This is a genomic window from Bacillus sp. BC08, from assembly GCF_054326875.1.
Genome location: NZ_JBTGPA010000007.1, coordinates 1 through 20,359, shown reverse-complemented (window position 1 = coordinate 20,359; position 20,359 = coordinate 1). Strand labels below are relative to the sequence as shown.

Below are 20,359 nucleotides of genomic sequence, written 5' to 3'. Positions count from 1 at the left end.
AGCTTGCTAACTAATTTCTATTAATTGATGTTGGAAGCGTTTTCGGTTGGTTTTAAGTATGGACCATTTAATCTATTTACAGGGGGATGAGGATTTTATGAAACAAAAATCTATGGATACGCTAGCTGCACAAATGGAGGACTTTTTTCCAGTACGTGATGTAGATCATTTGGAATTTTACGTAGGAAATGCAAAGCAATCAAGCTATTACCTTGCGAGAGCATTCGGATTCAAAATTGTGGCTTACTCTGGGTTAGAAACTGGTAACCGTGAAAAGGTATCTTATGTTCTTGTGCAAAAAAATATGCGTTTTGTTGTGTCTGGAGCTTTAAGTAGCGACAATCGTATCGCAGAATTTGTAAAGGCACATGGTGATGGTGTAAAAGATGTTGCTTTACTTGTTGACGATGTTGACAAAGCATACTCGGAAGCGGTGAAACGTGGTGCCGTCGCGATTGCTCCACCTGTGGAATTAACAGACGAGAACGGTACACTAAAAAAAGCAGTTATTGGTACGTATGGTGATACAATTCACACGCTTGTAGAGCGTAAAAATTATAAAGGAACATTTATGCCGGGATTCCAACAAGTGGAATTTAATATTCCATTTGAAGAGTCAGGTTTAATTGCTGTAGACCACGTAGTTGGTAATGTTGAAAAAATGGAAGAGTGGGTTAGTTATTACGAGAACGTTATGGGCTTTAAACAAATGATCCATTTTGATGATGATGATATTAGTACAGAGTATTCAGCATTAATGTCGAAAGTTATGACAAATGGAAGTCGTATTAAGTTCCCTATTAACGAGCCAGCAGATGGGAAGAGAAAATCACAGATTCAAGAATATTTAGAGTTCTACAATGGAGCAGGGGTACAACATCTTGCTTTACTAACAAATGACATTGTTAAAACAGTGGAAGCGCTGCGTGCAAATGGTGTGGAGTTTTTAGATACACCTGATACTTATTATGATGAGTTAAGTGCACGAGTTGGAAAAATTGATGAGGAAATTGATAGATTAAAAGAATTAAAGATTCTAGTAGATCGTGATGATGAAGGATACTTACTACAAATCTTTACGAAACCAATTGTAGATCGTCCAACTTTATTTATTGAAATCATTCAACGTAAAGGTTCTCGCGGATTTGGAGAAGGGAACTTTAAAGCATTATTTGAATCAATTGAAAGAGAACAGGAACGTCGCGGAAACTTATAAGATTTGTATCCACCAGCAAAAGTCTTTTTGCTGGTGGAAATTTCATTTTCATAGGGAGGAATCATGATGAAATTTGTTACATTTCGTCTTCCTTCGAAAGAATTGCGAGCTGGATGGCTTGAAGGTGACAAAGTAATTGATATGAATCTTGCTAGTGATGGGAAATTACCTTCTTCTATGTTCGCCTTTTTAGAGAAAGCGGATGAGTATGTAGAAGTATTGCGTAAGATTAAGAATCCGGAAAAGGGTGTATATTCCTTAAGGGACGTACAATTAGCGGCGGCAATTCCTAATCCGAGTAGTATTCGGGATTTTTACGCGTTTGAACAGCATGTAAAAACGGCCCGTGGCCGAAGAGGGCTGGATGTTGTACCTGAATGGTACGATATCCCGGTTTTTTATTTTACGAACCATCGTGCTGTAATTGGTCCAGATGATTTTGTAATTGGTCCGAAGAAATCAAAAAAACTTGATTATGAGCTAGAGATTGCTTGCGTAATTGGGAAAGAAGGAAGAAATATTTCTCGTGAGCAAGCAGAAGAATACATTTTTGGTTATTGTATTATGAATGACTGGAGTGCAAGGGACTTACAAGCAACAGAAATGAAGGTAGGACTTGGTCCAGCAAAAGGAAAAGATTTTGCAACTTCATTAGGAGCGTACCTTGTTACGAAAGAGGAACTAGCTGTTTATCGTAACGGTGACCGTTATGAGTTAGAAATGACTGCTCGTGTAAATGGAAAGGTATTATCAAAGGGGAACTTCCAAGATATTTACTATACATTTGCTGAAATGATTGAACGTGCTTCAGAAGACGTTACGTTATATCCCGGCGATGTGATTGGTTCTGGGACAGTAGGAACAGGTTGTATTTTAGAACTGGGTACGGAAGAGTGGCTACAAGATGGAGATGTTGTAGAACTTACGATTACTGGTTTAGGTACGTTACGTAATACGGTCAAAAAAGAAATGGAAGCAGGTGATGGGCATGTTTTATCGTCACATGGGGGAGCTACCTCATAAACGACATGTACAATTTCGTAAAAAGGATGGATCGCTTTATCGTGAACAGGTAATGGGAACGAAAGGTTTTTCTGGTACGCAGTCTATTTTGTATCATCATTATATGCCAACGGAAGTATCGCATTCGGCGGTATCACATTCCTGTCAGTTACAATATGAAGAAGATGTAGCTCTTGCTCATCGCCATTTTCGCACGAAAGAAAATAAAAAAACTGGCGATGCGGTAAGCGGAAGAGTCTTTATGCTTGGGAATGAGGATTTATTAATTGGAGTAGTGACTCCAACAGAAAAAATGGACTATTTCTACCGTAATGGTGATGGCGATGAAATGTTATTTGTTCATTACGGAACAGGGAAAATTGAAACGATGTTTGGAACGATTCACTATCGAAAAGGTGATTATGTAACGATTCCGATTGGAACAATCTATCGTGTTATTCCAGATGAAGGAGAGACTAAGTTTCTTGTTGTAGAGGCAAATAGTCAAATTACAACACCACGTCGCTATCGTAATGAGTACGGACAATTGTTAGAGCATAGTCCGTTTTGTGAGAGAGATATTCGTGGTCCTGAAAAATTAGATACGTATGATGAAAAAGGTGAGTTTGTCGTAATGACAAAGTCGCGAGGGTATATGCATAAACATGTTTTAGGACACCATCCGTTAGATGTTGTTGGATGGGATGGCTATTTATATCCGTGGGTCTTTAATGTAGAGGACTTCGAACCAATCACAGGCCGTATTCATCAGCCACCTCCAGTACATCAAACGTTCGAAGGTCACAATTTCGTTATTTGCTCTTTCGTACCACGTTTATACGACTATCATCCAGAATCTATTCCTGCACCATATTATCATAGTAACGTGAATAGTGATGAAGTACTGTACTATGTAGAAGGAAACTTTATGAGCCGGAAAGGTGTGGAAGAAGGTTCTATTACACTTCATCCGAGCGGAATTCCTCATGGGCCGCACCCTGGGAAAACAGAGGCGAGTATAGGGAAGAAAGAAACGCTTGAGTTAGCTGTTATGATAGATACATTCCGTCCGCTTCGTATTGTAAAACAAGCACATGAGACGGAAGATGAAAAATATATGTATAGCTGGATTGAAGAAGGTTCACATACTGTGAAATAGGTAAAAAGAGGCATGCTCACTAAGGGAGTATGCCTCTTTTATGGAATCGACATGTATAATAATACCAAAAAAAGTGATGGAAAGATATATAGAAACAACGATAAGGATTATTGTATGTTCCGAAAGATTTCTACTTATTTCGACAAAAGTATTGACTGTGGAAAGTGCTATGAGTAAAATAAAAAAGCGAATTAAAAATTTTCAGAAAATTTAAAACTTGGAGGAGCATGCTATGAAGCAAATTTTTCAAAAGAAGCCTCTTGCAAAGTTAATGCAAGAAAGTAAGCAAAAGACGTTAGCAAGAACATTGGGCGCATTGGATTTAACTATGCTTGGAATTGGGGCAATTGTTGGAACTGGTATTTTCGTTCTAACGGGCGTGGTAGCAGCGAAACATTCTGGACCAGCTATTATATTATCGTTTGCGATAGCCGCGTTAGCTTGTGCCTTTGCTGCATTTTGTTATGCTGAATTCGCTTCTTCAGTTCCTGTCTCAGGCAGTGTGTATACGTACACATATGCGACGATGGGAGAAGTATTCGCATTTTTAATTGGATGGGACTTAATGCTGGAGTATTTACTTGCTACCTCAGCTGTGGCAAACGGTTGGTCCGCTTATTTCCAATCTTTATTAAAGGGATTTGGAATCCATATTCCTACCATTCTCTCCTCGGCCCCTGGTACAGGAAAGGGTGGAATCATTGATTTACCTGCGGTTCTAATTATTTTAGTGATGACTGTTCTTTTATCTAGAGGTGTTCGTGAAAGTGCACGAATAAATAACATTATGGTGTTTATTAAATTAGCGGTTGTTCTCATATTTATCTTTGCTGGTTTTAATTATGTAAAACCTGAAAATTGGACACCTTTTATGCCGTTTGGCTTAGATGGTGTAATGGCTGGAGCTGCTACAGTGTTCTTTGCATTCATAGGGTTTGATGCAGTTTCAACGGCAGCAGAAGAAGTGAAACGTCCACAACGTGATTTGCCAATTGGCATTATTGCATCGTTATTAATTTGTACAGTTCTTTATATCGTTGTTTCGCTTATTTTGACAGGAATTGTTCCATACGGACAGCTAAATATATCAGATCCAGTTGCTTTTGCACTTCAATTTATTGGACAAGATAGTTTAGCGGGAGTAATTTCAGTAGGAGCAATTACAGGAATTACAACAGTAATGTTAGTTATGATGTATGGGCAAGTACGTGTTTCGTATGCAATGAGTAGAGATGGATTATTGCCGAAGCGTCTTGCTAAAGTCCATCCAAAATTTAAAACGCCATTTTTAAATACATGGACAACAGGAATTATTGCAGCACTTATTTCAGGATTAATAGATTTAAATGTTTTAGCGCATCTTGTAAATATGGGGACTCTATCAGCCTTCGCACTTGTAGCTGTTGCTGTTATTGTAATGAGAAGAACTCATCCTGATTTACCAAGAGCATTTAAGGCACCGCTTGTACCATTTTTACCAGCATTAACGGTGATTTTTTGTTTATACTTAATGCTTCAATTATCCGGAACGGCTTGGATTAGTTTTGGAGTATGGATGGTTATCGGTATTGCGGTTTACTTCTTATATAGCCGAAAACATAGTGCTTTAAATAATAGTAAAGACGAAGATGATGCAGCGAATTTATAAGTAGAAAAATCCATCCTAATTCAGTTAGGGTGGATTTTTTGTTCTGAAAATTTACATTCTTCTGAAATTATTATAAGATGATTGTTGGCGAACTAAAGGGGTGGAATGATGAAAAATACGTGGCGTGAGTTAAGAGAGATGGACCGTAACGTATGGATACGGTTTATTGGTGAGACGTTAAATGGAATTGCAATGATGATGTTGATGCCTTTTTTTGCATTATATTTAAAAGATAAGGTAGATTCATTATTGCAGGTTGGAGTTATTATGGCGCTTTCTCCAATTGCTGCAAGCTTTGGATCAATTATAGGGGGAAGAATTGCTGATATATATGGAAGAAAGCCAATTATGATATTTTCGATGACGAGTAATGCGGTATTAATGCTCGGTTTTTTATTTATAGAAGGATTTATTCCTTACGCGATTTTATCTGTTTTTTTAGGATTAAGTAATTCGCTATTTCATCCAGCTGCATCAGCGATGGTTGCGGATGTAACAATTCCAGAAAAAAGAACAGAAGCATATGGATTATTGCGAATGGGGCACAATATAGGTGCTGCAATTGGCCCGATAATGGGCGCTTCAGTAGTTATGTTTTCGAAGAATCTTGTGTTTATTATTGCTTCGTCTACGATGTTATTTTATGCATTACTTGTATTCATTCTTATCCAAGAGACAATGCCAAAGAACGCGAATAAAGAAGAGAATAAAGAAAAGGAATCAGGGGCGATTTGGAAAATAGTAATGAGAGATAAGGCACTAATGATTTATTTATTAGCAGGTATCATTATTTCGATGGGATTTTCTCAAACAGAAGGCATGTTGCCACTGCACTTTGATAATGAAATGAAAGGTATTTTTGGAACTAACAACCCATATCCATATTTAATGGCTTTAAATGGACTATTAGTTGTGTTGTTTCAATTTCCAATTTCAAAATGGGCCACAGATAAACCTGTCGGGAAGACGATGTTATATGGTGCATGTTTGTTCGGGATTGGTTTGTTCTTTATAGGGTGGCTACCGAAGTGGTTTGGAGAATTTGATGCAAATGCTACGATTATTTTAATAACGTTGCTGTTTGTTTATGCCATATATACATTAGGTGAGATGATTATGTCGCCTGTACAGATGACGTTTGTAGCAAATTTGGCTCCTGAGCATTTGAGAGGGACTTATATGGGAGCTGCGAGTTTGCAGTGGATTACAGGAGGTGCACTCGGTCCACTTCTTGGAGGTTTTTTATTGGACCGATTACTTGGCCACTTTCTATTTACAATTTTAGCTATAGGATGTGTAGTTGCAGGTATTGTATATGTTTCTTTAGATCGTCTCGTTGAACAAAGGCAAAAAGGCACACTGACTAAACAATCTTCTTAATGAGTAGATGACATACACAAAAAGGGGAATTCTACATATTCTAGGTACATAACTAGATTGAGTTGTAATTTTATATATGTATGAAGAAATTTAAGTGAAAAAAGTATAGAAAACCAATAAGTGGTGTCATTTATTTATTTGTGGAAGTTACATTTTATTTCAAATAGGAACTACCTATTTTTATAAAAAGTGCTAAAATAGAAAAATGAAAACAATTGGTTAGGGTGATTTCAGTGACAAAAATTAAATTAGGTTTATTATATGGTGGAAAATCAGCTGAGCATCAAGTTTCGCTACAAACGGCTCTTGCTGCTATTAAAGCATTAAATCAAGATAAATTCGAGATTCATCCGATTTATATTACAGAACAAGGTCAATGGGTGCGCGGTGAGCGTATTGAAGGTGAAGTAACAGATGTTGAAGTTCTAAAAATGAGCGGTGCAGAAAATGCGATTTCTCCGTTATCATTAAGCACAGAAATCATTCCATCTGCAGCTTCTGAGGAAAATGCTATCGACGTTATTTTCCCATTATTACATGGACCAAATGGTGAAGATGGAACGGTTCAAGGATTATTAGAATTAATGAACATTCCTTATGTAGGAAATGGTGTTCTAGCATCTGCTGCTGGCATGGATAAAGTTGTTATGAAAAACATCTTTGCAGAAGCTGGATTAAAACAAGCAAAATATGCATCATTCATTCGTAGCATATGGGAAAAAGATTGTGAAACAGCATATGAAAAAGTAGAAGAAGTTTTAGGATATCCTTGCTTCGTAAAACCAGCAAACCTTGGTTCAAGTGTTGGTATTAATAAGTGTAAAAATCGTGAAGAGCTTGAGAATGCATTTGAAGAGGCGTTCCAATTTGACCGCAAAATTATTGTAGAAGAAAATATTGTTGGACGTGAAGTAGAAGTTGGTGTACTAGGTAATGATGAACCGAAATGTTCAGTTGTAGGTGAAATCGTACCGAAAAAAGACTTCTATGATTATAAGTCGAAATATATCGATGGCGATACAGCGTTAATTATCCCAGCTGAAATGACAGAAGAAGAGTCTAACGTTATTAAGCGAGATGCGATTATTGCATTCCAATCGTTAGATGGTGCTGGCTTAACAAGAGCTGATTTCTTCTTAACGAAAGATGGAGAAGTATATATTAACGAAGTGAATACAATGCCAGGATTTACGCCGTTTAGTATGTTCCCTCTACTATGGCAACATACTGGATTACCGTATCCGGAATTAATTGAAGAGCTAATCAATTTAGCGATTGCGCGTCACGAGGAAAAACAAAAAATTAAATATACAATCTAACAAAAAAGGAGGAGGCACTATTCGCAGGAATAGTGCTTCCTCTATGTAAGGAGTGTTTTCATGATAAATCGAACGTTAAAACAAGTAGAGCAGATGGTAAAGGGTACGGGATTAGCAGAGCAAGATGAGGGAATTACTATACAAGGAGTGTCTATTGATACGAGAAAAATTGAAAAGGGAAACTTATATGTTCCAATTCAAGGTGAACGTTTTGATGGACATGCTTTTGTAGACAAAGCTGTTGAAAATGGAGCTGTGGCGACATTATGGATGAAAGATGTAGTAAATCCACCTGAGAATCTTCCAGTTATTTTTGTAGAAGACACGCTATCGGCATTACAAATGTTAGCGAAAAATTATCGCGATCAATTGGATGTTAAGGTTATTGGTGTGACAGGTAGTAACGGTAAAACATCTACAAAAGATATTGTAACAAGTCTTCTTGCAACTAAATTCAAAGTTCAAAAAACAGAAGGCAACTTCAATAACCATATCGGGTTACCTCTTACTATTTTAAACTTAGAAGAAAATACAGAAGTAGCTGTATTAGAAATGGGTATGTCGAGCCGAGGGGAAATTGAATTCTTATCTAAGTTAGCACGTCCAAATGCAGCTATCATTACGAACATTGGTGAGGCACATTTAATGGATTTAGGCTCTCGTGAGGCGATTGCTGAAGCGAAATTAGAAATTGTGACAGGATTACAAGAAGGTGGAGTATTCGTATATAACGGAGATGAGCCATTATTAACAAATCGTGTTCCTGAAATGAATTTAATGGCTGAAACAGTTACGTTTGGTGACGCTAGAGCAAATGATTACTATCCAACGACTGTAACATTACAGGCAACTGGGACGCACTTTAAAATGAATAGAGAAGAAAATGTTTCATTCTATCTACCAGTATTAGGAAAACACAATGTGTACAATACGCTTGCTTCAATGGCGATTGCGAAACATTTCGGTGTAACTTGGGAAGAGATGAAAGAAGGTTTAGTAACACTTCAAATGACAGGCATGCGTATGGAGATTGTAAAAACAAATAGTGGTTTAACAATTATCAATGATGCCTACAATGCGAGCCCAACGGCTATGGAAGCAGCATTCCATTTAATGAATGGTTTAGATGGATTTGCTAAAAAGATTGTTGTACTCGGTGATATGTTAGAGCTTGGAAATCAAGAGGTACAGTTTCATTATGAAGTAGGTAAATTAATCGATCCAGCAAAAATCTCATATGTGTTCACATATGGTAAATTAGGGGCTCAAATTGCTGAAGGAGCGAAAATTAATTTCCCTAATGAACGTGTAAAGGCGTATGATAATAAAGAAGAGTTAGTAAAAGAGTTGCAAGCAGTAGTTGATGCGAAAGATGTTGTATTAATAAAAGCATCTCGTGGTATGAAATTGGAAGAAGTAATTACGATGTTGAAATAATTGGTGTATATAAATAGGGATGATAGCTGCGAAAATAGAAGAAACTTATAATAAGCGCTTACAGTAAATATAAAAAAATAAAAGTGAAGAAAAAAACTCTGAATATGAAAATAAGGTAACAGTTGGGTTTGCTTTTTACACATACAAAACTTATAATTGATAAAGTGTAATAACGTTTAGAAGTATTTTCGCGAAGAATATACGCCCGTTTATATACGTGAGCATTCAGGAAAAGGGCTTTTCCGCAAATTCGGAAAACGCCTTTTTTTAAATGATAAGTATAGGATAGAAAAGGAGAAGTAACATTGACAACATTTCGAGAATTAGGATTAAGTGAGTCTTTACTGCAATCTGTTGAAAGCATGGGCTTTGAAGAGGCTACGCCGATTCAAGCTGAAACAATTCCACATGCATTGCAAGGTAAAGATATTATTGGGCAAGCACAAACAGGTACAGGGAAAACAGCAGCATTCGGATTACCACTATTAGATAAAGTGGATACAAATAAAGAAGCAGTTCAAGGTATTGTTATCGCGCCAACGCGTGAATTAGCAATTCAAGTTGGAGAAGAGCTATACAAAATTGGTAAACATAAACGCGTTCGTATTTTACCAATCTATGGTGGTCAAGATATTAACCGCCAAATTCGTGCTCTAAAAAAACACCCACACATTATTGTTGGTACGCCGGGTCGTATTTTAGATCATATTAACCGTAAAACACTTCGCTTACAAAACGTAGAGACTGTTGTTCTTGACGAAGCGGATGAAATGTTAAACATGGGCTTCATTGAAGATATTGAAGCGATTTTAACAGATGTGCCAGAAACACATCAAACATTATTATTCTCAGCGACAATGCCAGATCCAATCCGTCGTATTGCTGAGCGTTTCATGACTGAGCCTCAACACATTAAAGTAAAAGCAAAAGAAGTAACAATGCCAAACATTCAGCAGTTCTATTTAGAAGTGCAAGAAAAGAAAAAGTTTGACGTGTTAACACGCTTACTAGATATTCAATCTCCAGAGCTTGCAATCGTATTCGGTCGTACAAAGCGTCGTGTTGATGAATTATCAGAAGCGTTAAACTTACGTGGTTATGCAGCAGAAGGTATTCACGGTGACTTAACACAAGCGAAGCGTATGTCTGTACTACGTAAATTTAAAGAAGGTGCTATTGAAGTTCTTGTTGCAACAGACGTTGCTGCACGTGGTCTTGATATTTCAGGCGTAACACACGTATATAACTTCGATATCCCACAAGATCCAGAATCATACGTTCACCGTATCGGTCGTACTGGTCGTGCAGGTAAAAAAGGTATTGCAATGTTATTTGTAACACCACGTGAATCAGGACAATTAAAAAATATCGAGCGCACAACAAAACGTAAAGTTGATCGTATGGAAGCACCGACACTTGACGAGGCATTAGAAGGTCAACAACGTTTAATCGCTGAAAAACTTCAAAGCACAATTCAAAATGAGAATTTATCATACTACAAGCGTATTGCAGAAGAAATGTTAGAAGAGAACGACTCTGTAACAGTAGTAGCTGCTGCTTTAAAAATGATGACAAAAGAGCCTGATACAACTCCAATCGCTTTAACATCAGAACCACCAGTTGTTTCAAGAGGTGGCGGTTCTAAAAAACGCGGCGGTAACGGAGGCGGATACCGTGATGGTAACCGTAATCGTAGTCGTGACGGACGCGGCGGTGGCGATGGTCGTAACCGTGATCGCAATCGTGATGGACGCGGTGGTGGCGATGGCCGTAACCGTGATCGTAATCGTGATGGTGGTAGCCGTGGTCGTAAAGGTGAAGGTCAAGGTCGCCCTGGATCTTCAAATGGACGTGGCGAAAGAAAACATCATAGCCGTCCACAAGCTTAATACAAAAGAGAATGCCCTTTGCTGGCATTCTCTTTTTTTATTTCTGTAATTGTACATACTACATAATAACTTGTGTAGAAAAGAGGTGCTACATGCTTGTAAGACTTGGGTATGTTGCGATGAGTGTACATGTAAAGAACGCATCTCCATCTCAAACGATGACATATGCGCAGTTTCAACGAATTGATGATCGAGAGGCTGCAATTCGTAAACTCGAAAGAATTGCTAATTCAAATTTAGAAAATTGCTTACGGTTATTAAAGCATAATAAAGGACATGATATATCTTTCTTTCGGCTTAGTTCCAAGCTTGTTCCTTTAGCGAATCATGAGGAGTTGTTAGAGTGGAACTATATTCGCCCCTTAAAAGAAAATTTAAAAGTGCTAGGTGATTATGCTATTCGAATGAATATGCGTATTGATTTCCATCCAGATCATTTTGTTGTGCTGAATTCACCTGAGGAGAAAATTTTTAAGCAATCTGTAAAAACATTGCAGATGCATAAAAAATTATTAAAAGGTATGGGAATTGAACATAAGCAACGATGCGTATTACATGTAGGTGGAGGTTATAACGATAAGGAGCTTGCATTAGAACGCTTTATAGAAAATTGGTCAAGTGTTCCAAGAGGTATCCAAGAAATGGTCATATTAGAAAATGATGATACGACCTTTTCTTTAGAAGAAACATTGTATTTAGGTGAAAAGTTAGATATTCCAGTCGTGTTTGATTTGCATCACCATATGATGAATCATGGTCGAGAAGATTGGCATGAAGATTGGGCGCGTGTTGTACATACGTGGGAGTCGTCTTTGTTACCGGTGAAAATGCACATTTCTAGTCCTAGAGAAGGAAAAGACCCGAGAGCGCATGCGGACTTTATTGACGTAGATACTTTTTTATCTTTTTTAAAAAAGATAAAGGGAAGTGTTCCGCAAATTGATTGTATGATTGAGGCGAAGAAGAAGGATGAGTCTTTATTTCAATTAATGAGAGATTTAAGTAAACAAACAGAGGTAGAAATTGTCGATGGTGCGAGCTTTTATATTAAATAAGCTCTGCACCATCGAATTTTTTTACTAATAAAGGAGTGCAAATACCACCAATGATTAATCCTGTTAAATGGCTTATAGGGTTAGCGGAGGGATTGAAGAAAGTGAATAGTAGTAATATACATATCATGATTGAAAAAATAGCAATGTCTCTTGGGTTGGAAGAACGATATCGACTATACAATAGAAATAATTGTGCTCCTAGCAATCCAAAAATACCACCAGATGCCCCGGCATGAATATATTCAAGAGGCATAATAAGATAAGAAGAAATATTTCCAAGAATGCCAGAGAGGAAAAAAAGAATGATGAAAGCAAAGTGCCCTAGTTGCTTTTCGATAGAAGAGCCAAGTACAAATAAACAAATACTATTAGAAAGGAAATGTTGTAAGTCTACATGTACAAGTAGGGAAGTTATGAGACGCCACCATTCTCCTTTAGCGATATATTCATTATAGGATGCCAGGGGAAAGAGAAAAAAGTCGCCTAACATAATCATGACTAATTGTATGAGAAGTAAAGCGATGACGATTGGTTGTAAGGGAATGCGGGCAGAAGGTATTAGCATGTTGTGAGTATCACTCCTTTTGCATCAGAAAGATTCTCTGTTATTCTTACAATATGAAAAAAGAAAGCTAAATAGAAGAAGGGGATTTTGAAATGATTGTAGGGATTGGAATCGATATTATTGAATTGAATCGAATTGAAAAAATGCTAGATGGAAAACTTAAATTTATGGAGCGTATTTTAACTGAAAATGAACGTAGTGTTGCTAAGGAACTGAAGGGAAGTCGTCTTACAGAGTTTGTAGCTGGAAGATTTGCAGCGAAAGAGGCGTATTCAAAAGCGGTAGGGACTGGTATCGGGAAAGAAGTAAGTTTTTTAGATATTGAAGTAAGAAATGATGATAGAGGTAAGCCGATCCTTGTTACAAGTACAGAGCATATTGTTCATTTATCAATTAGTCATAGTAAGGAATTTGCTGTTGCTCAAGTGGTTTTAGAAAGCTCGTCAAGCTAGTCTGCATATTTTATATCTTTGTCTCATATATTTGTGGTAGCGATAAGGAAGGCACATCTTCCACTCATTTATAGGGGCAAAGGGGCTGAAGTGATGAAAAGGCGTCTGTTTTTAGTTCTTGTCGGTTTATTAACCGTTTTTGTGTTGGCGGGTTGTATGGAAAAGAAACAAGATGATGTTGTGAGAGATTTAGAGGCGAAAGTAAAAGGGATGAAAAGTTATCAAGCTGAAGCAAAATTATCTATTAAAACAGGGAATGAGCCTCAGGAGTATAAGGTAGAAATATGGCATAAGGAACCTTCTTTTTATCGTGTGAATTTGCAGAATGCGAAGAAAGATCAAAGTCAAATTATTTTAAGGAATGAAGAAGGGGTATTTGTATTAACGCCAGCGCTTAATAAGAGTTTCCGTTTCCAAAGTGATTGGCCGCAAAATAGTAGCCAGGCTTATTTATATGAATCTCTTGTGAGAGATATTTTGCAGGATAAGAAAAACCTTACTTTTGAAAAAACAGATAAGCATTATATTTTTAAAACAAAAACAAACTATCAACATCAAAACATGTTGCCGAAACAAGAGATTACATTGAAGAAAAGTGATTTAACGCCAGTTTCGGTGAAGTTAATGGATAATGACCAAAATGTTCTTGTGAAAGTAGATTTCTCAAAAGTGAAATTTGATGCGAAATTTGATAAAGGTGCATTTGATACGAAACAAAATATGTCTAGAGCGCAAGTAGATGTTCAAACAACAGCGAAAGAAGACAAACCATTTGCAATTTTGTATCCGCGTGATACGCCGCAAGGTATGGTTTTGAAAGATGAAAAAGAGTTAAAGACAGACGGTGGCAAGCGTGCGATACTCACATACACTGGAAGTAAGAAATCCTTTACTTTGATACAAGAAAAGGCAAAAGTTGCAGAGGCTTCGTCAGCGATAAGTGTGAGCGGAGAATTGGTTGATCTTGGCTTTACAATTGGGGCATTGACGAAAGATTCTTTAACGTGGTCGCATAACGGAGTAGAATATATGCTCGTGTCTAAAGGTTTAGAGCCGAAGGAGCTATTAATGGTTGCTCGTTCAGTTACAGAGAAGCAAGTGAAGTAAACTTCTTAGACGTGGTGATATATGTGCACCACGTCTTTTCTTAGTTTGAAGGGTGGATTTCATAAAAGAAGCATATAAAAGAATAAGCTTCGCATATCGTGTATAAGGAAGTGTATTTATGGAAGAAGCACCATTTTACCGTGACACTTGGGTGGAAGTGGATTTAGATGCGATCTATAACAATATTACACACATTAAAAATTTCATTCCAAGTGATGTAGAGATTTTTGCTGTAGTTAAAGCGAATGCATATGGACACGATTATGTACCGGTAGCTAAAACGGCATTAGAAGCAGGGGCGACAAGGTTAGCGGTTGCCTTTTTAGATGAAGCTTTAGTGCTTCGAAGGGCTGGTATTACAGTGCCGATTTTAGTGTTAGGTCCTTCCCCACCTCGTGATGTCAATGTAGCTGCTGAAAATGATGTAGCGTTAACTGTTTTTCAAAAAGAATGGGTGGACGAAGCGATCAAACTTTGGGACGGTTCATCTACAATGAAATACCATATTAATTTCGATAGTGGCATGGGGAGAATTGGAATACGCGAACGCAAAGAATTAAAAGGGTTTTTAAAGAGTTTAGAAGGTGCACCATTTTTAGAATTAGAAGGAGTTTATACACATTTTGCAACAGCGGATGAGGTGGAGACTTCTTACTTTGATAAGCAATATAACACATTTTTGCAGCAGTTAAGTTGGTTGAAAGAATTCGGAGTAGATCCTAAGTTTGTCCATACAGCTAATAGTGCTGCAACGCTACGTTTTCAAGGGATTACATTTAATGCAGTACGAATTGGCATTGCGATGTATGGGTTATCCCCATCTGTAGAAATACGCCCTTTTTTACCGTTTAAATTAGAGCCAGCGCTATCATTGCATACGAAAGTTGCTCATATTAAACAGGTGATTAAAGGGGATGGAATCAGTTATAACGTCACTTATCGAACGAAAACGGAAGAATGGATTGCAACCGTTGCAATTGGATATGCAGATGGATGGCTTAGAAGATTACAAGGATTTGAAGTGCTTATAAATGGTAAAAGGGTACCGATTGTAGGTCGAGTAACAATGGATCAATTCATGATACATCTTCCTTGTGAAGTGCCGCTTGGTACGAAAGTTACACTCATTGGAAGACAAGGTGATGAGTATATTAGTGCTGCTGAGGTTGCTGAATACTCCGGGACCATTAATTATGAGGTTATTGCAACGATAAGTTTCCGTGTGCCGAGAATATTTATACGGCATGGCAAGGTTGTAGAGGTAATTAATTATTTAAATAATATATAGAAGGTAGTATGCTTTGCTTCTTGTCATTTGAGAGGACTGTTCATTGGTTAAGAATAAGCTCGTTTTTGATGAGAAGCTTTGTACTTATAGTTACTTTTAACATAATTTAACGTGAATTTTGCGGAGGAACTCTTTCGCTTCTTGTTTGTAATGAGATAAAAAATAAAAGAATATGAATGTTTTGTTTCTGAATTGGAAAACATAAGCAAGGAATAAGGAAGTCTTTGCAACAGGCTCCATACAATGGTATTATTACAATAGGTGTCATATATATATTTGGGTGTGTAGTTGACGGTGGAGGTGTATTTTTGTGTCCGAATCAAGTGTAACTACTGAAATCGTGGTTCGGTTGCCAAAGCAAATGGTAACGGAATTGGACGGAATTGGAAAACAAGAGAATAAGAATCGCCATGAACTAATTTGCCAGGCAACACAACTGTTATTGCGTCAACATAAGACGAAGAAACGCTACCAACATGAATCAATGCGACGTGGGTACATTGAAATGGGAAAAATTAATCTTGGTATTGCATCTGAAGCTTTCTTAGCAGAGTATGAAGCAGCTCATACAGTAGAACGCTTAGTTAGCGGGGGGTAATATTTTGATTGTAAAACGCGGCGACGTGTATTTTGCAGACCTTTCCCCAGTTGTTGGTTCTGAGCAAGGAGGCGTTCGTCCGGTTCTTGTCATTCAAAATGACATCGGAAATCGTTTTAGTCCAACGGTGATTGTAGCGGCTATTACTGCACAGATTCAAAAAGCTAAATTACCCACTCATGTGGAAATTGATGCGAAAAAGTACGGTTTTGAGAGAGATTCTGTTATTTTACTTGAGCAGATTCGAACAATCGATAAGCAGCGCTTAACGGACAAAATCACTCACTTAGATGAAGTGATGATGATTCGTGTAGATGAAGCGCTACAAATTAGTTTGGGACTAATAGATTTTTAAATCGGCAGTTTAAGTTGCTCTCTTTACAGGGCAACTTTTTTTTATTATAGAGGAGGTTACGGTTGTATATGGAAATGGTAGATAATCGACAAGCGTTAATGAAAATGTTAGTGAAGGAATTAGGCTTTACCGAAAAGCAAGTTCGTCATGTTATTCAATTAACAGAAGAAGGTAACACAGTTCCATTTATTGCTCGTTACCGAAAAGAATGGACAGGCTCTTTAGATGAAGTGCAAATTCGTGCGATTTTAGAGAGATGGCAATATATGATGCAGCTTGAAGATAGGAAAGAAGAGGTTCTTCGTCTTATTGATGAGAAGGGGAAACTGACAGGAGAGTTACGTCAGCAAATTGTTAAAGCTGCAAAATTGCAAGAAGTAGAAGATTTATATCGTCCATATAAAGAGAAAAGAAGAACGAAAGCAACGATTGCGAAAGAAAAAGGACTAGAGCCGTTAGCTGAATGGTTATTGTTATATAAGAAAGAAGATCCAAATAAGAAGGCAGTGGAGTTTATTAACGCAGAGAAAGAAGTACAATCTGCAGAAGAGGCATTGCAAGGTGCCCAAGACATTATTGCAGAAATCGTTTCAGATGAAGCGGCGTATCGTAGTTGGATTCGGAATGTTACTTTTAGAAAAGGTGTTATGTCTTCGTCCGTAAAAGATGAAGAGAAAGATGAAAAGAATATATATGAAATGTATTACAGTTATGAAGAACCGTTGCAGAAGGTAGTGCCGCATCGTGTATTAGCGATGAATCGCGGTGAGAAAGAAGATATATTGAGAGTTTCTGTTGTTCCACCAGTAGATGAGATAGTAAATTTCTTATATAAGAAAGTAATTCGTGATAATGATTCTAAAAGTGCACATTATGTAAAGTTAGCGATTGAGGATGGTTATAAACGATTAATTCAATCCTCTATTGAGAGAGAGCTTCGAAAAGAATTAACAGAAACAGCTGAGGAACAAGCGATACATATTTTCTCTGAGAACTTACGTAATTTGTTATTACAACCTCCAATGAAAGGTAAGGTTGTGTTAGCTGTAGACCCTGCATATAGAACGGGTTGTAAATTAGCTATTGTAGACGATACGGGGAAAGTTCTATATATTGATGTTATTTATCCGCATCCACCAGTGCGTAAATATGAAGATGCAAAAACGAAAGTTCTTTCTATTATAGATAAATATCAAGTTGAAGTGATTGCGATTGGGAATGGTACAGCTTCTAGAGAATCAGAAGAATTTATAGTTGATGTATTACAAAATGTGAAACAAGAAGTCTTCTATATTATTGTGAACGAGGCTGGTGCGAGTGTGTATTCGGCTTCAGATTTAGCACGTGAGGAATTCCCGGATTTACAGGTTGAAGAAAGAAGCGCTGTTTCTATCGGCAGACGTCTGCAAGATCCGCTTGCTGAACTTGTAAAGATTGACCCTAAATCAGTTGGGGTTGGACAATATCAACATGATGTATCGCAAAAGAGGTTGAATGAATCATTAACATTTGTAGTAGAGACGGCAGTTAACCAAGTCGGTGTGAATGTAAATACAGCTTCAGTTGCTTTATTACAATATGTTTCGGGTTTATCGAAAACTGTTGCGAAAAACATTGTGGCAAAGCGTGAAGAAGAAGGGAAATTTACAAAACGAACAGACTTAAAGAAAATACCGCGTCTAGGTGCGAAGACGTATGAACAATGTATAGGTTTCTTACGTATATTAGAAGGGGCAAATCCGTTAGATCGAACGGGTATTCATCCAGAGCAATATAAAAATGTTGAATTGTTATTGAAGAGTCTAGGGTTATCAAAAGATGATGTAGGACAGCCGCAGTTGCAAAAGAGCTTAGAAGAAGTGGAGATTTCTAAGTTATCGGAAGAAACGGGAGTTGGAGAACCGACGTTAGTTGATATTATAGATGCACTCATTAGTCCAGAGCGAGACATGAGGGATGAGTTGCCTAAACCGCTTCTGAAAAAAGGGATTTTGAAATTAGAAGATTTAAAACGTGGTATGGAACTGGAAGGAACAGTTCGTAACGTTGTTGATTTTGGTGCTTTTGTTGATGTAGGTGTAAAACAAGATGGTTTAGTACATATTTCTAAACTGAGCAAACAGTATGTGAAGCATCCGTTAGATATTGTATCAGTCGGACAAATCGTCAAAGTATGGGTAGATGATATTGATACGAAAAAAGGGCGCGTTGCACTATCTATGCTGCCGATTGAATAGTAAGAGAAGAGAGCAGATGAAACTGCTCTTTTTTTATGGGATAAAATGTGTAATGGATTATGAGCTTTGATGTATTTTGCTATAATAAAACCAGCATTCATTTAGTAATTTAATTTGATACCGGTTTTTTTCGAAATATGCGCGTTGCATTTGTTTTTTTAGCCACGTAGGCATAGGAATCCCTCCTTGTTTAATCCTACTCTCAAAAATGTAAGGTACTATTGATGAGAGGTTGGTGAGTGGATTTCTATTTATGCTATGTTTTTAGAAACCACGCTTCTTGAATGAGGATGGGTATATGTACTATTTAATATATGTATAAGGGAGGAGAAAAGTGTAAAAATATTTTTTAGTTTAGGAGGAATGAGAGTGGATGTGCAAGAAATACAGTGTCTGGTGGAAGAAGTATCACTACAATACTTCGGAATGCCATTTTCACATAAAGCTATGTTTAATAGTAGGTTGCGTACAACTGGTGGACGTTATCTATTGAAGACACACAATATTGAACTGAATTATCGATATTACGAAATGTATGGGAAAGAAGAGTTAGTCGGAATCATTAAACATGAGCTTTGTCATTATCACTTACATATTACAGGAAGGGGCTATAAGCACCGGGATAGAGATTTTCGTGAATTGTTAAAAGAAGTTGATGCGCCACGCTTCTGTAAACAAATAATTAATGAAGAGAAGGAAAAGAAGGTTTATACGTATGAATGTATGGGCTGTTTGCTTCAATATGTAAGAAGACGTCAAATAAATATCAAAAGATATGTCTGCGGAAAGTGTAAAGGGAAACTGAAGCTGATAAAGAAAACATCTTGACAGTGAAAACGCAATCCAGTATATTATAAACATGTCACGTGTGTACAAGAGGTTGTGAAAAAACATCTTGACTTACGGTGAGAAATTTTATAAGATACAAATTGTCTTTATTATTCCGCAGTAGCTCAGTGGTAGAGCTATCGGCTGTTAACCGATCGGTCGTAGGTTCGAGTCCTACCTGCGGAGCCATACAGAGAAGTACCCAAGTGGCTCAAGGGGCTCCCCTGCTAAGGGAGTAGATCGCTAACGCGGTGCGAGGGTTCGAATCCCTTCTTCTCTGCCATACATACTGGCCCGTTGGTCAAGTGGTTAAGACACCGCCCTTTCACGGCGGTAACACGGGTTCGAATCCCGTACGGGTCACCACTTCGGAGGATTAGCTCAGCTGGGAGAGCACCTGCCTTACAAGCAGGGGGTCGGCGGTTCGATCCCGTCATCCTCCACCATTTAGCCGACTTAGCTCAATTGGTAGAGCAACTGACTTGTAATCAGTAGGTTGGGGGTTCAAGTCCTCTAGTCGGCACCAGAAAATCATGGCGGTTGTGGCGAAGTGGTTAACGCACCGGATTGTGGCTCCGGCATTCGTGGGTTCGATTCCCATCAGTCGCCCCATTTTTTCTTTAAAACATTAATATGCGGGTGTGGCGGAATTGGCAGACGCACTAGACTTAGGATCTAGCGCCTTTGGCGTGGGGGTTCGACTCCCTTCACCCGCACTTTTAATAAAATAACTCAAACATGTCTTGCGGAAGTAGTTCAGTGGTAGAATACAACCTTGCCAAGGTTGGGGTCGCGGGTTCGAATCCCGTCTTCCGCTCCAATTT

Annotated in this window: 18 protein-coding genes and 8 tRNA genes; 24 read left to right on the top strand and 2 right to left on the bottom strand. The window is 37.8% G+C overall.

Annotation, left to right across the window (positions count from 1 at the left end):
* Positions 1 to 97 precede the first annotated feature (97 nt).
* The 9 genes from hppD (at position 98) to uvsE (ending at position 12,105) form a co-directional block, all read left to right on the top strand.
* Positions 98 to 1,216, top strand: a complete 1,119-nt coding sequence (hppD, locus tag ACXVYO_RS00520) for a 4-hydroxyphenylpyruvate dioxygenase (protein ID WP_458465752.1) — start codon at positions 98 to 100, stop codon at positions 1,214 to 1,216.
* A 66-nt stretch (positions 1,217 to 1,282) separates the two neighbouring features.
* The gene (locus ACXVYO_RS00515; RefSeq protein ID WP_458465751.1) at positions 1,283 to 2,239 is read left to right on the top strand and encodes a fumarylacetoacetate hydrolase family protein; all 957 of its coding nucleotides are present in this window, start codon (positions 1,283 to 1,285) and stop codon (positions 2,237 to 2,239) included.
* Positions 2,205 to 3,377, top strand: a complete 1,173-nt coding sequence (locus ACXVYO_RS00510) for a homogentisate 1,2-dioxygenase (protein WP_458465750.1) — start codon at positions 2,205 to 2,207, stop codon at positions 3,375 to 3,377. The genes ACXVYO_RS00515 and ACXVYO_RS00510 overlap by 35 nt, the downstream gene beginning before the upstream one ends.
* Before the next feature lie 232 nt (positions 3,378 to 3,609).
* Complete coding sequence (locus tag ACXVYO_RS00505; RefSeq protein ID WP_458465749.1) at positions 3,610 to 5,025, top strand: amino acid permease; 1,416 nt, start codon at positions 3,610 to 3,612, stop codon at positions 5,023 to 5,025.
* 108 nt (positions 5,026 to 5,133) lie between these two features.
* Entirely contained in the window at positions 5,134 to 6,405 is a 1,272-nt protein-coding gene (locus ACXVYO_RS00500) for an MDR family MFS transporter (RefSeq protein ID WP_458465748.1), read from the top strand.
* A 233-nt stretch (positions 6,406 to 6,638) separates the two neighbouring features.
* Positions 6,639 to 7,724, top strand: coding sequence for a D-alanine--D-alanine ligase (locus tag ACXVYO_RS00495; RefSeq protein ID WP_458465747.1), 1,086 nt, complete (start codon positions 6,639 to 6,641; stop codon positions 7,722 to 7,724).
* Positions 7,725 to 7,784: 60 nt separating this feature from the next.
* Positions 7,785 to 9,161, top strand: a complete 1,377-nt coding sequence (gene murF / locus ACXVYO_RS00490; RefSeq protein ID WP_458465746.1) for a UDP-N-acetylmuramoyl-tripeptide--D-alanyl-D-alanine ligase — start codon at positions 7,785 to 7,787, stop codon at positions 9,159 to 9,161.
* Positions 9,162 to 9,466: 305 nt separating this feature from the next.
* The gene (locus ACXVYO_RS00485; protein WP_000206603.1) at positions 9,467 to 11,050 is read left to right on the top strand and encodes a DEAD/DEAH box helicase; all 1,584 of its coding nucleotides are present in this window, start codon (positions 9,467 to 9,469) and stop codon (positions 11,048 to 11,050) included.
* 92 nt (positions 11,051 to 11,142) lie between these two features.
* A complete protein-coding gene (gene uvsE / locus ACXVYO_RS00480) occupies positions 11,143 to 12,105 on the top strand; it encodes a UV DNA damage repair endonuclease UvsE (protein WP_458465745.1) in 963 nt (320 codons plus the stop codon).
* On the opposite strand, the gene ACXVYO_RS00475 is transcribed toward uvsE, so the two are convergent.
* The gene (locus ACXVYO_RS00475) at positions 12,098 to 12,670 is read right to left on the bottom strand and encodes a rhomboid family intramembrane serine protease (RefSeq protein WP_458465744.1); all 573 of its coding nucleotides are present in this window, start codon (positions 12,668 to 12,670) and stop codon (positions 12,098 to 12,100) included. The two genes, uvsE and ACXVYO_RS00475, sit on opposite strands and share 8 nt — an antisense overlap.
* A 92-nt stretch (positions 12,671 to 12,762) precedes the next feature.
* Between ACXVYO_RS00475 and acpS the strand changes: the two genes are divergently transcribed.
* The 6 genes from acpS (at position 12,763) to ACXVYO_RS00445 (ending at position 18,707) form a co-directional block, all read left to right on the top strand.
* Entirely contained in the window at positions 12,763 to 13,122 is a 360-nt protein-coding gene (gene acpS, locus ACXVYO_RS00470) for a holo-ACP synthase (RefSeq protein WP_458465743.1), read from the top strand.
* Positions 13,123 to 13,278: 156 nt separating this feature from the next.
* Complete coding sequence (locus ACXVYO_RS00465) at positions 13,279 to 14,229, top strand: LolA family protein (RefSeq protein WP_458465802.1); 951 nt, start codon at positions 13,279 to 13,281, stop codon at positions 14,227 to 14,229.
* Positions 14,230 to 14,347: 118 nt separating this feature from the next.
* Positions 14,348 to 15,517, top strand: a complete 1,170-nt coding sequence (gene alr, locus ACXVYO_RS00460) for an alanine racemase (RefSeq protein ID WP_061680004.1) — start codon at positions 14,348 to 14,350, stop codon at positions 15,515 to 15,517.
* Positions 15,518 to 15,827: 310 nt separating this feature from the next.
* On the top strand, positions 15,828 to 16,115 hold the full coding sequence (locus tag ACXVYO_RS00455; protein WP_000004570.1) for an antitoxin EndoAI: 288 nt from the start codon (positions 15,828 to 15,830) through the stop codon (positions 16,113 to 16,115).
* A 4-nt stretch (positions 16,116 to 16,119) separates the two neighbouring features.
* Positions 16,120 to 16,470 carry a type II toxin-antitoxin system endoribonuclease NdoA gene (ndoA, locus tag ACXVYO_RS00450; protein WP_000635963.1) on the top strand — a complete coding sequence of 117 codons (351 nt, stop codon included), beginning with the start codon at positions 16,120 to 16,122 and terminating at the stop codon, positions 16,468 to 16,470.
* 68 nt (positions 16,471 to 16,538) lie between these two features.
* A complete protein-coding gene (locus ACXVYO_RS00445) occupies positions 16,539 to 18,707 on the top strand; it encodes a Tex family protein (RefSeq protein ID WP_458465742.1) in 2,169 nt (722 codons plus the stop codon).
* A gap of 57 nt (positions 18,708 to 18,764) precedes the next feature.
* Here ACXVYO_RS00445 and cmpA read toward each other — a convergent pair whose 3' ends face one another.
* Positions 18,765 to 18,881, bottom strand: coding sequence for a cortex morphogenetic protein CmpA (gene cmpA / locus ACXVYO_RS00440; protein ID WP_001143642.1), 117 nt, complete (start codon positions 18,879 to 18,881; stop codon positions 18,765 to 18,767).
* A gap of 189 nt (positions 18,882 to 19,070) precedes the next feature.
* Here cmpA and ACXVYO_RS00435 point away from each other — a divergent pair, with 189 nt between their 5' ends.
* From ACXVYO_RS00435 to ACXVYO_RS00395, 9 genes are all read left to right on the top strand, one after another.
* On the top strand, positions 19,071 to 19,535 hold the full coding sequence (locus tag ACXVYO_RS00435) for a SprT family protein (protein WP_458465741.1): 465 nt from the start codon (positions 19,071 to 19,073) through the stop codon (positions 19,533 to 19,535).
* A 114-nt stretch (positions 19,536 to 19,649) separates the two neighbouring features.
* Positions 19,650 to 19,724 (top strand) — tRNA-Asn (locus ACXVYO_RS00430).
* Between the two features lie 3 nt (positions 19,725 to 19,727).
* Positions 19,728 to 19,818: transfer RNA gene (locus ACXVYO_RS00425), tRNA-Ser, on the top strand.
* 8 nt (positions 19,819 to 19,826) lie between these two features.
* Positions 19,827 to 19,901, top strand: a tRNA-Glu gene (locus tag ACXVYO_RS00420).
* A 4-nt stretch (positions 19,902 to 19,905) separates the two neighbouring features.
* Positions 19,906 to 19,981, top strand: a tRNA-Val gene (locus ACXVYO_RS00415).
* A gap of 4 nt (positions 19,982 to 19,985) precedes the next feature.
* Positions 19,986 to 20,061: transfer RNA gene (locus ACXVYO_RS00410), tRNA-Thr, on the top strand.
* 10 nt (positions 20,062 to 20,071) lie between these two features.
* A tRNA-His gene (locus ACXVYO_RS00405) sits at positions 20,072 to 20,147 on the top strand.
* A 23-nt stretch (positions 20,148 to 20,170) separates the two neighbouring features.
* Positions 20,171 to 20,251 (top strand) — tRNA-Leu (locus ACXVYO_RS00400).
* 29 nt (positions 20,252 to 20,280) lie between these two features.
* Positions 20,281 to 20,355 (top strand) — tRNA-Gly (locus ACXVYO_RS00395).
* Positions 20,356 to 20,359: the final 4 nt, after the last annotated feature.

Excerpts from the sequence above, each read along its gene's own strand:
- hppD (WP_458465752.1), top strand. The coding sequence starts at position 98 with ATGAAACAAAAATCTATGGATACGCTAGCTGCACAAATGGAGGACTTT.
- ACXVYO_RS00515 (WP_458465751.1), top strand. The coding sequence starts at position 1,283 with ATGAAATTTGTTACATTTCGTCTTCCTTCGAAAGAATTGCGAGCTGGA.
- ACXVYO_RS00510 (WP_458465750.1), top strand. The coding sequence starts at position 2,205 with ATGTTTTATCGTCACATGGGGGAGCTACCTCATAAACGACATGTACAA.
- ACXVYO_RS00505 (WP_458465749.1), top strand. The coding sequence starts at position 3,610 with ATGAAGCAAATTTTTCAAAAGAAGCCTCTTGCAAAGTTAATGCAAGAA.
- ACXVYO_RS00500 (WP_458465748.1), top strand. The coding sequence starts at position 5,134 with ATGAAAAATACGTGGCGTGAGTTAAGAGAGATGGACCGTAACGTATGG.
- murF (WP_458465746.1), top strand. The coding sequence starts at position 7,785 with ATGATAAATCGAACGTTAAAACAAGTAGAGCAGATGGTAAAGGGTACG.
- uvsE (WP_458465745.1), top strand. The coding sequence starts at position 11,143 with ATGCTTGTAAGACTTGGGTATGTTGCGATGAGTGTACATGTAAAGAAC.
- ACXVYO_RS00475 (WP_458465744.1), bottom strand. The coding sequence starts at position 12,670 with ATGCTAATACCTTCTGCCCGCATTCCCTTACAACCAATCGTCATCGCT.
- acpS (WP_458465743.1), top strand. The coding sequence starts at position 12,763 with ATGATTGTAGGGATTGGAATCGATATTATTGAATTGAATCGAATTGAA.
- ACXVYO_RS00465 (WP_458465802.1), top strand. The coding sequence starts at position 13,279 with ATGGAAAAGAAACAAGATGATGTTGTGAGAGATTTAGAGGCGAAAGTA.
- alr (WP_061680004.1), top strand. The coding sequence starts at position 14,348 with ATGGAAGAAGCACCATTTTACCGTGACACTTGGGTGGAAGTGGATTTA.
- ACXVYO_RS00445 (WP_458465742.1), top strand. The coding sequence starts at position 16,539 with ATGGAAATGGTAGATAATCGACAAGCGTTAATGAAAATGTTAGTGAAG.
- cmpA (WP_001143642.1), bottom strand. The coding sequence starts at position 18,881 with ATGCCTACGTGGCTAAAAAAACAAATGCAACGCGCATATTTCGAAAAA.
- ACXVYO_RS00435 (WP_458465741.1), top strand. The coding sequence starts at position 19,071 with ATGAGAGTGGATGTGCAAGAAATACAGTGTCTGGTGGAAGAAGTATCA.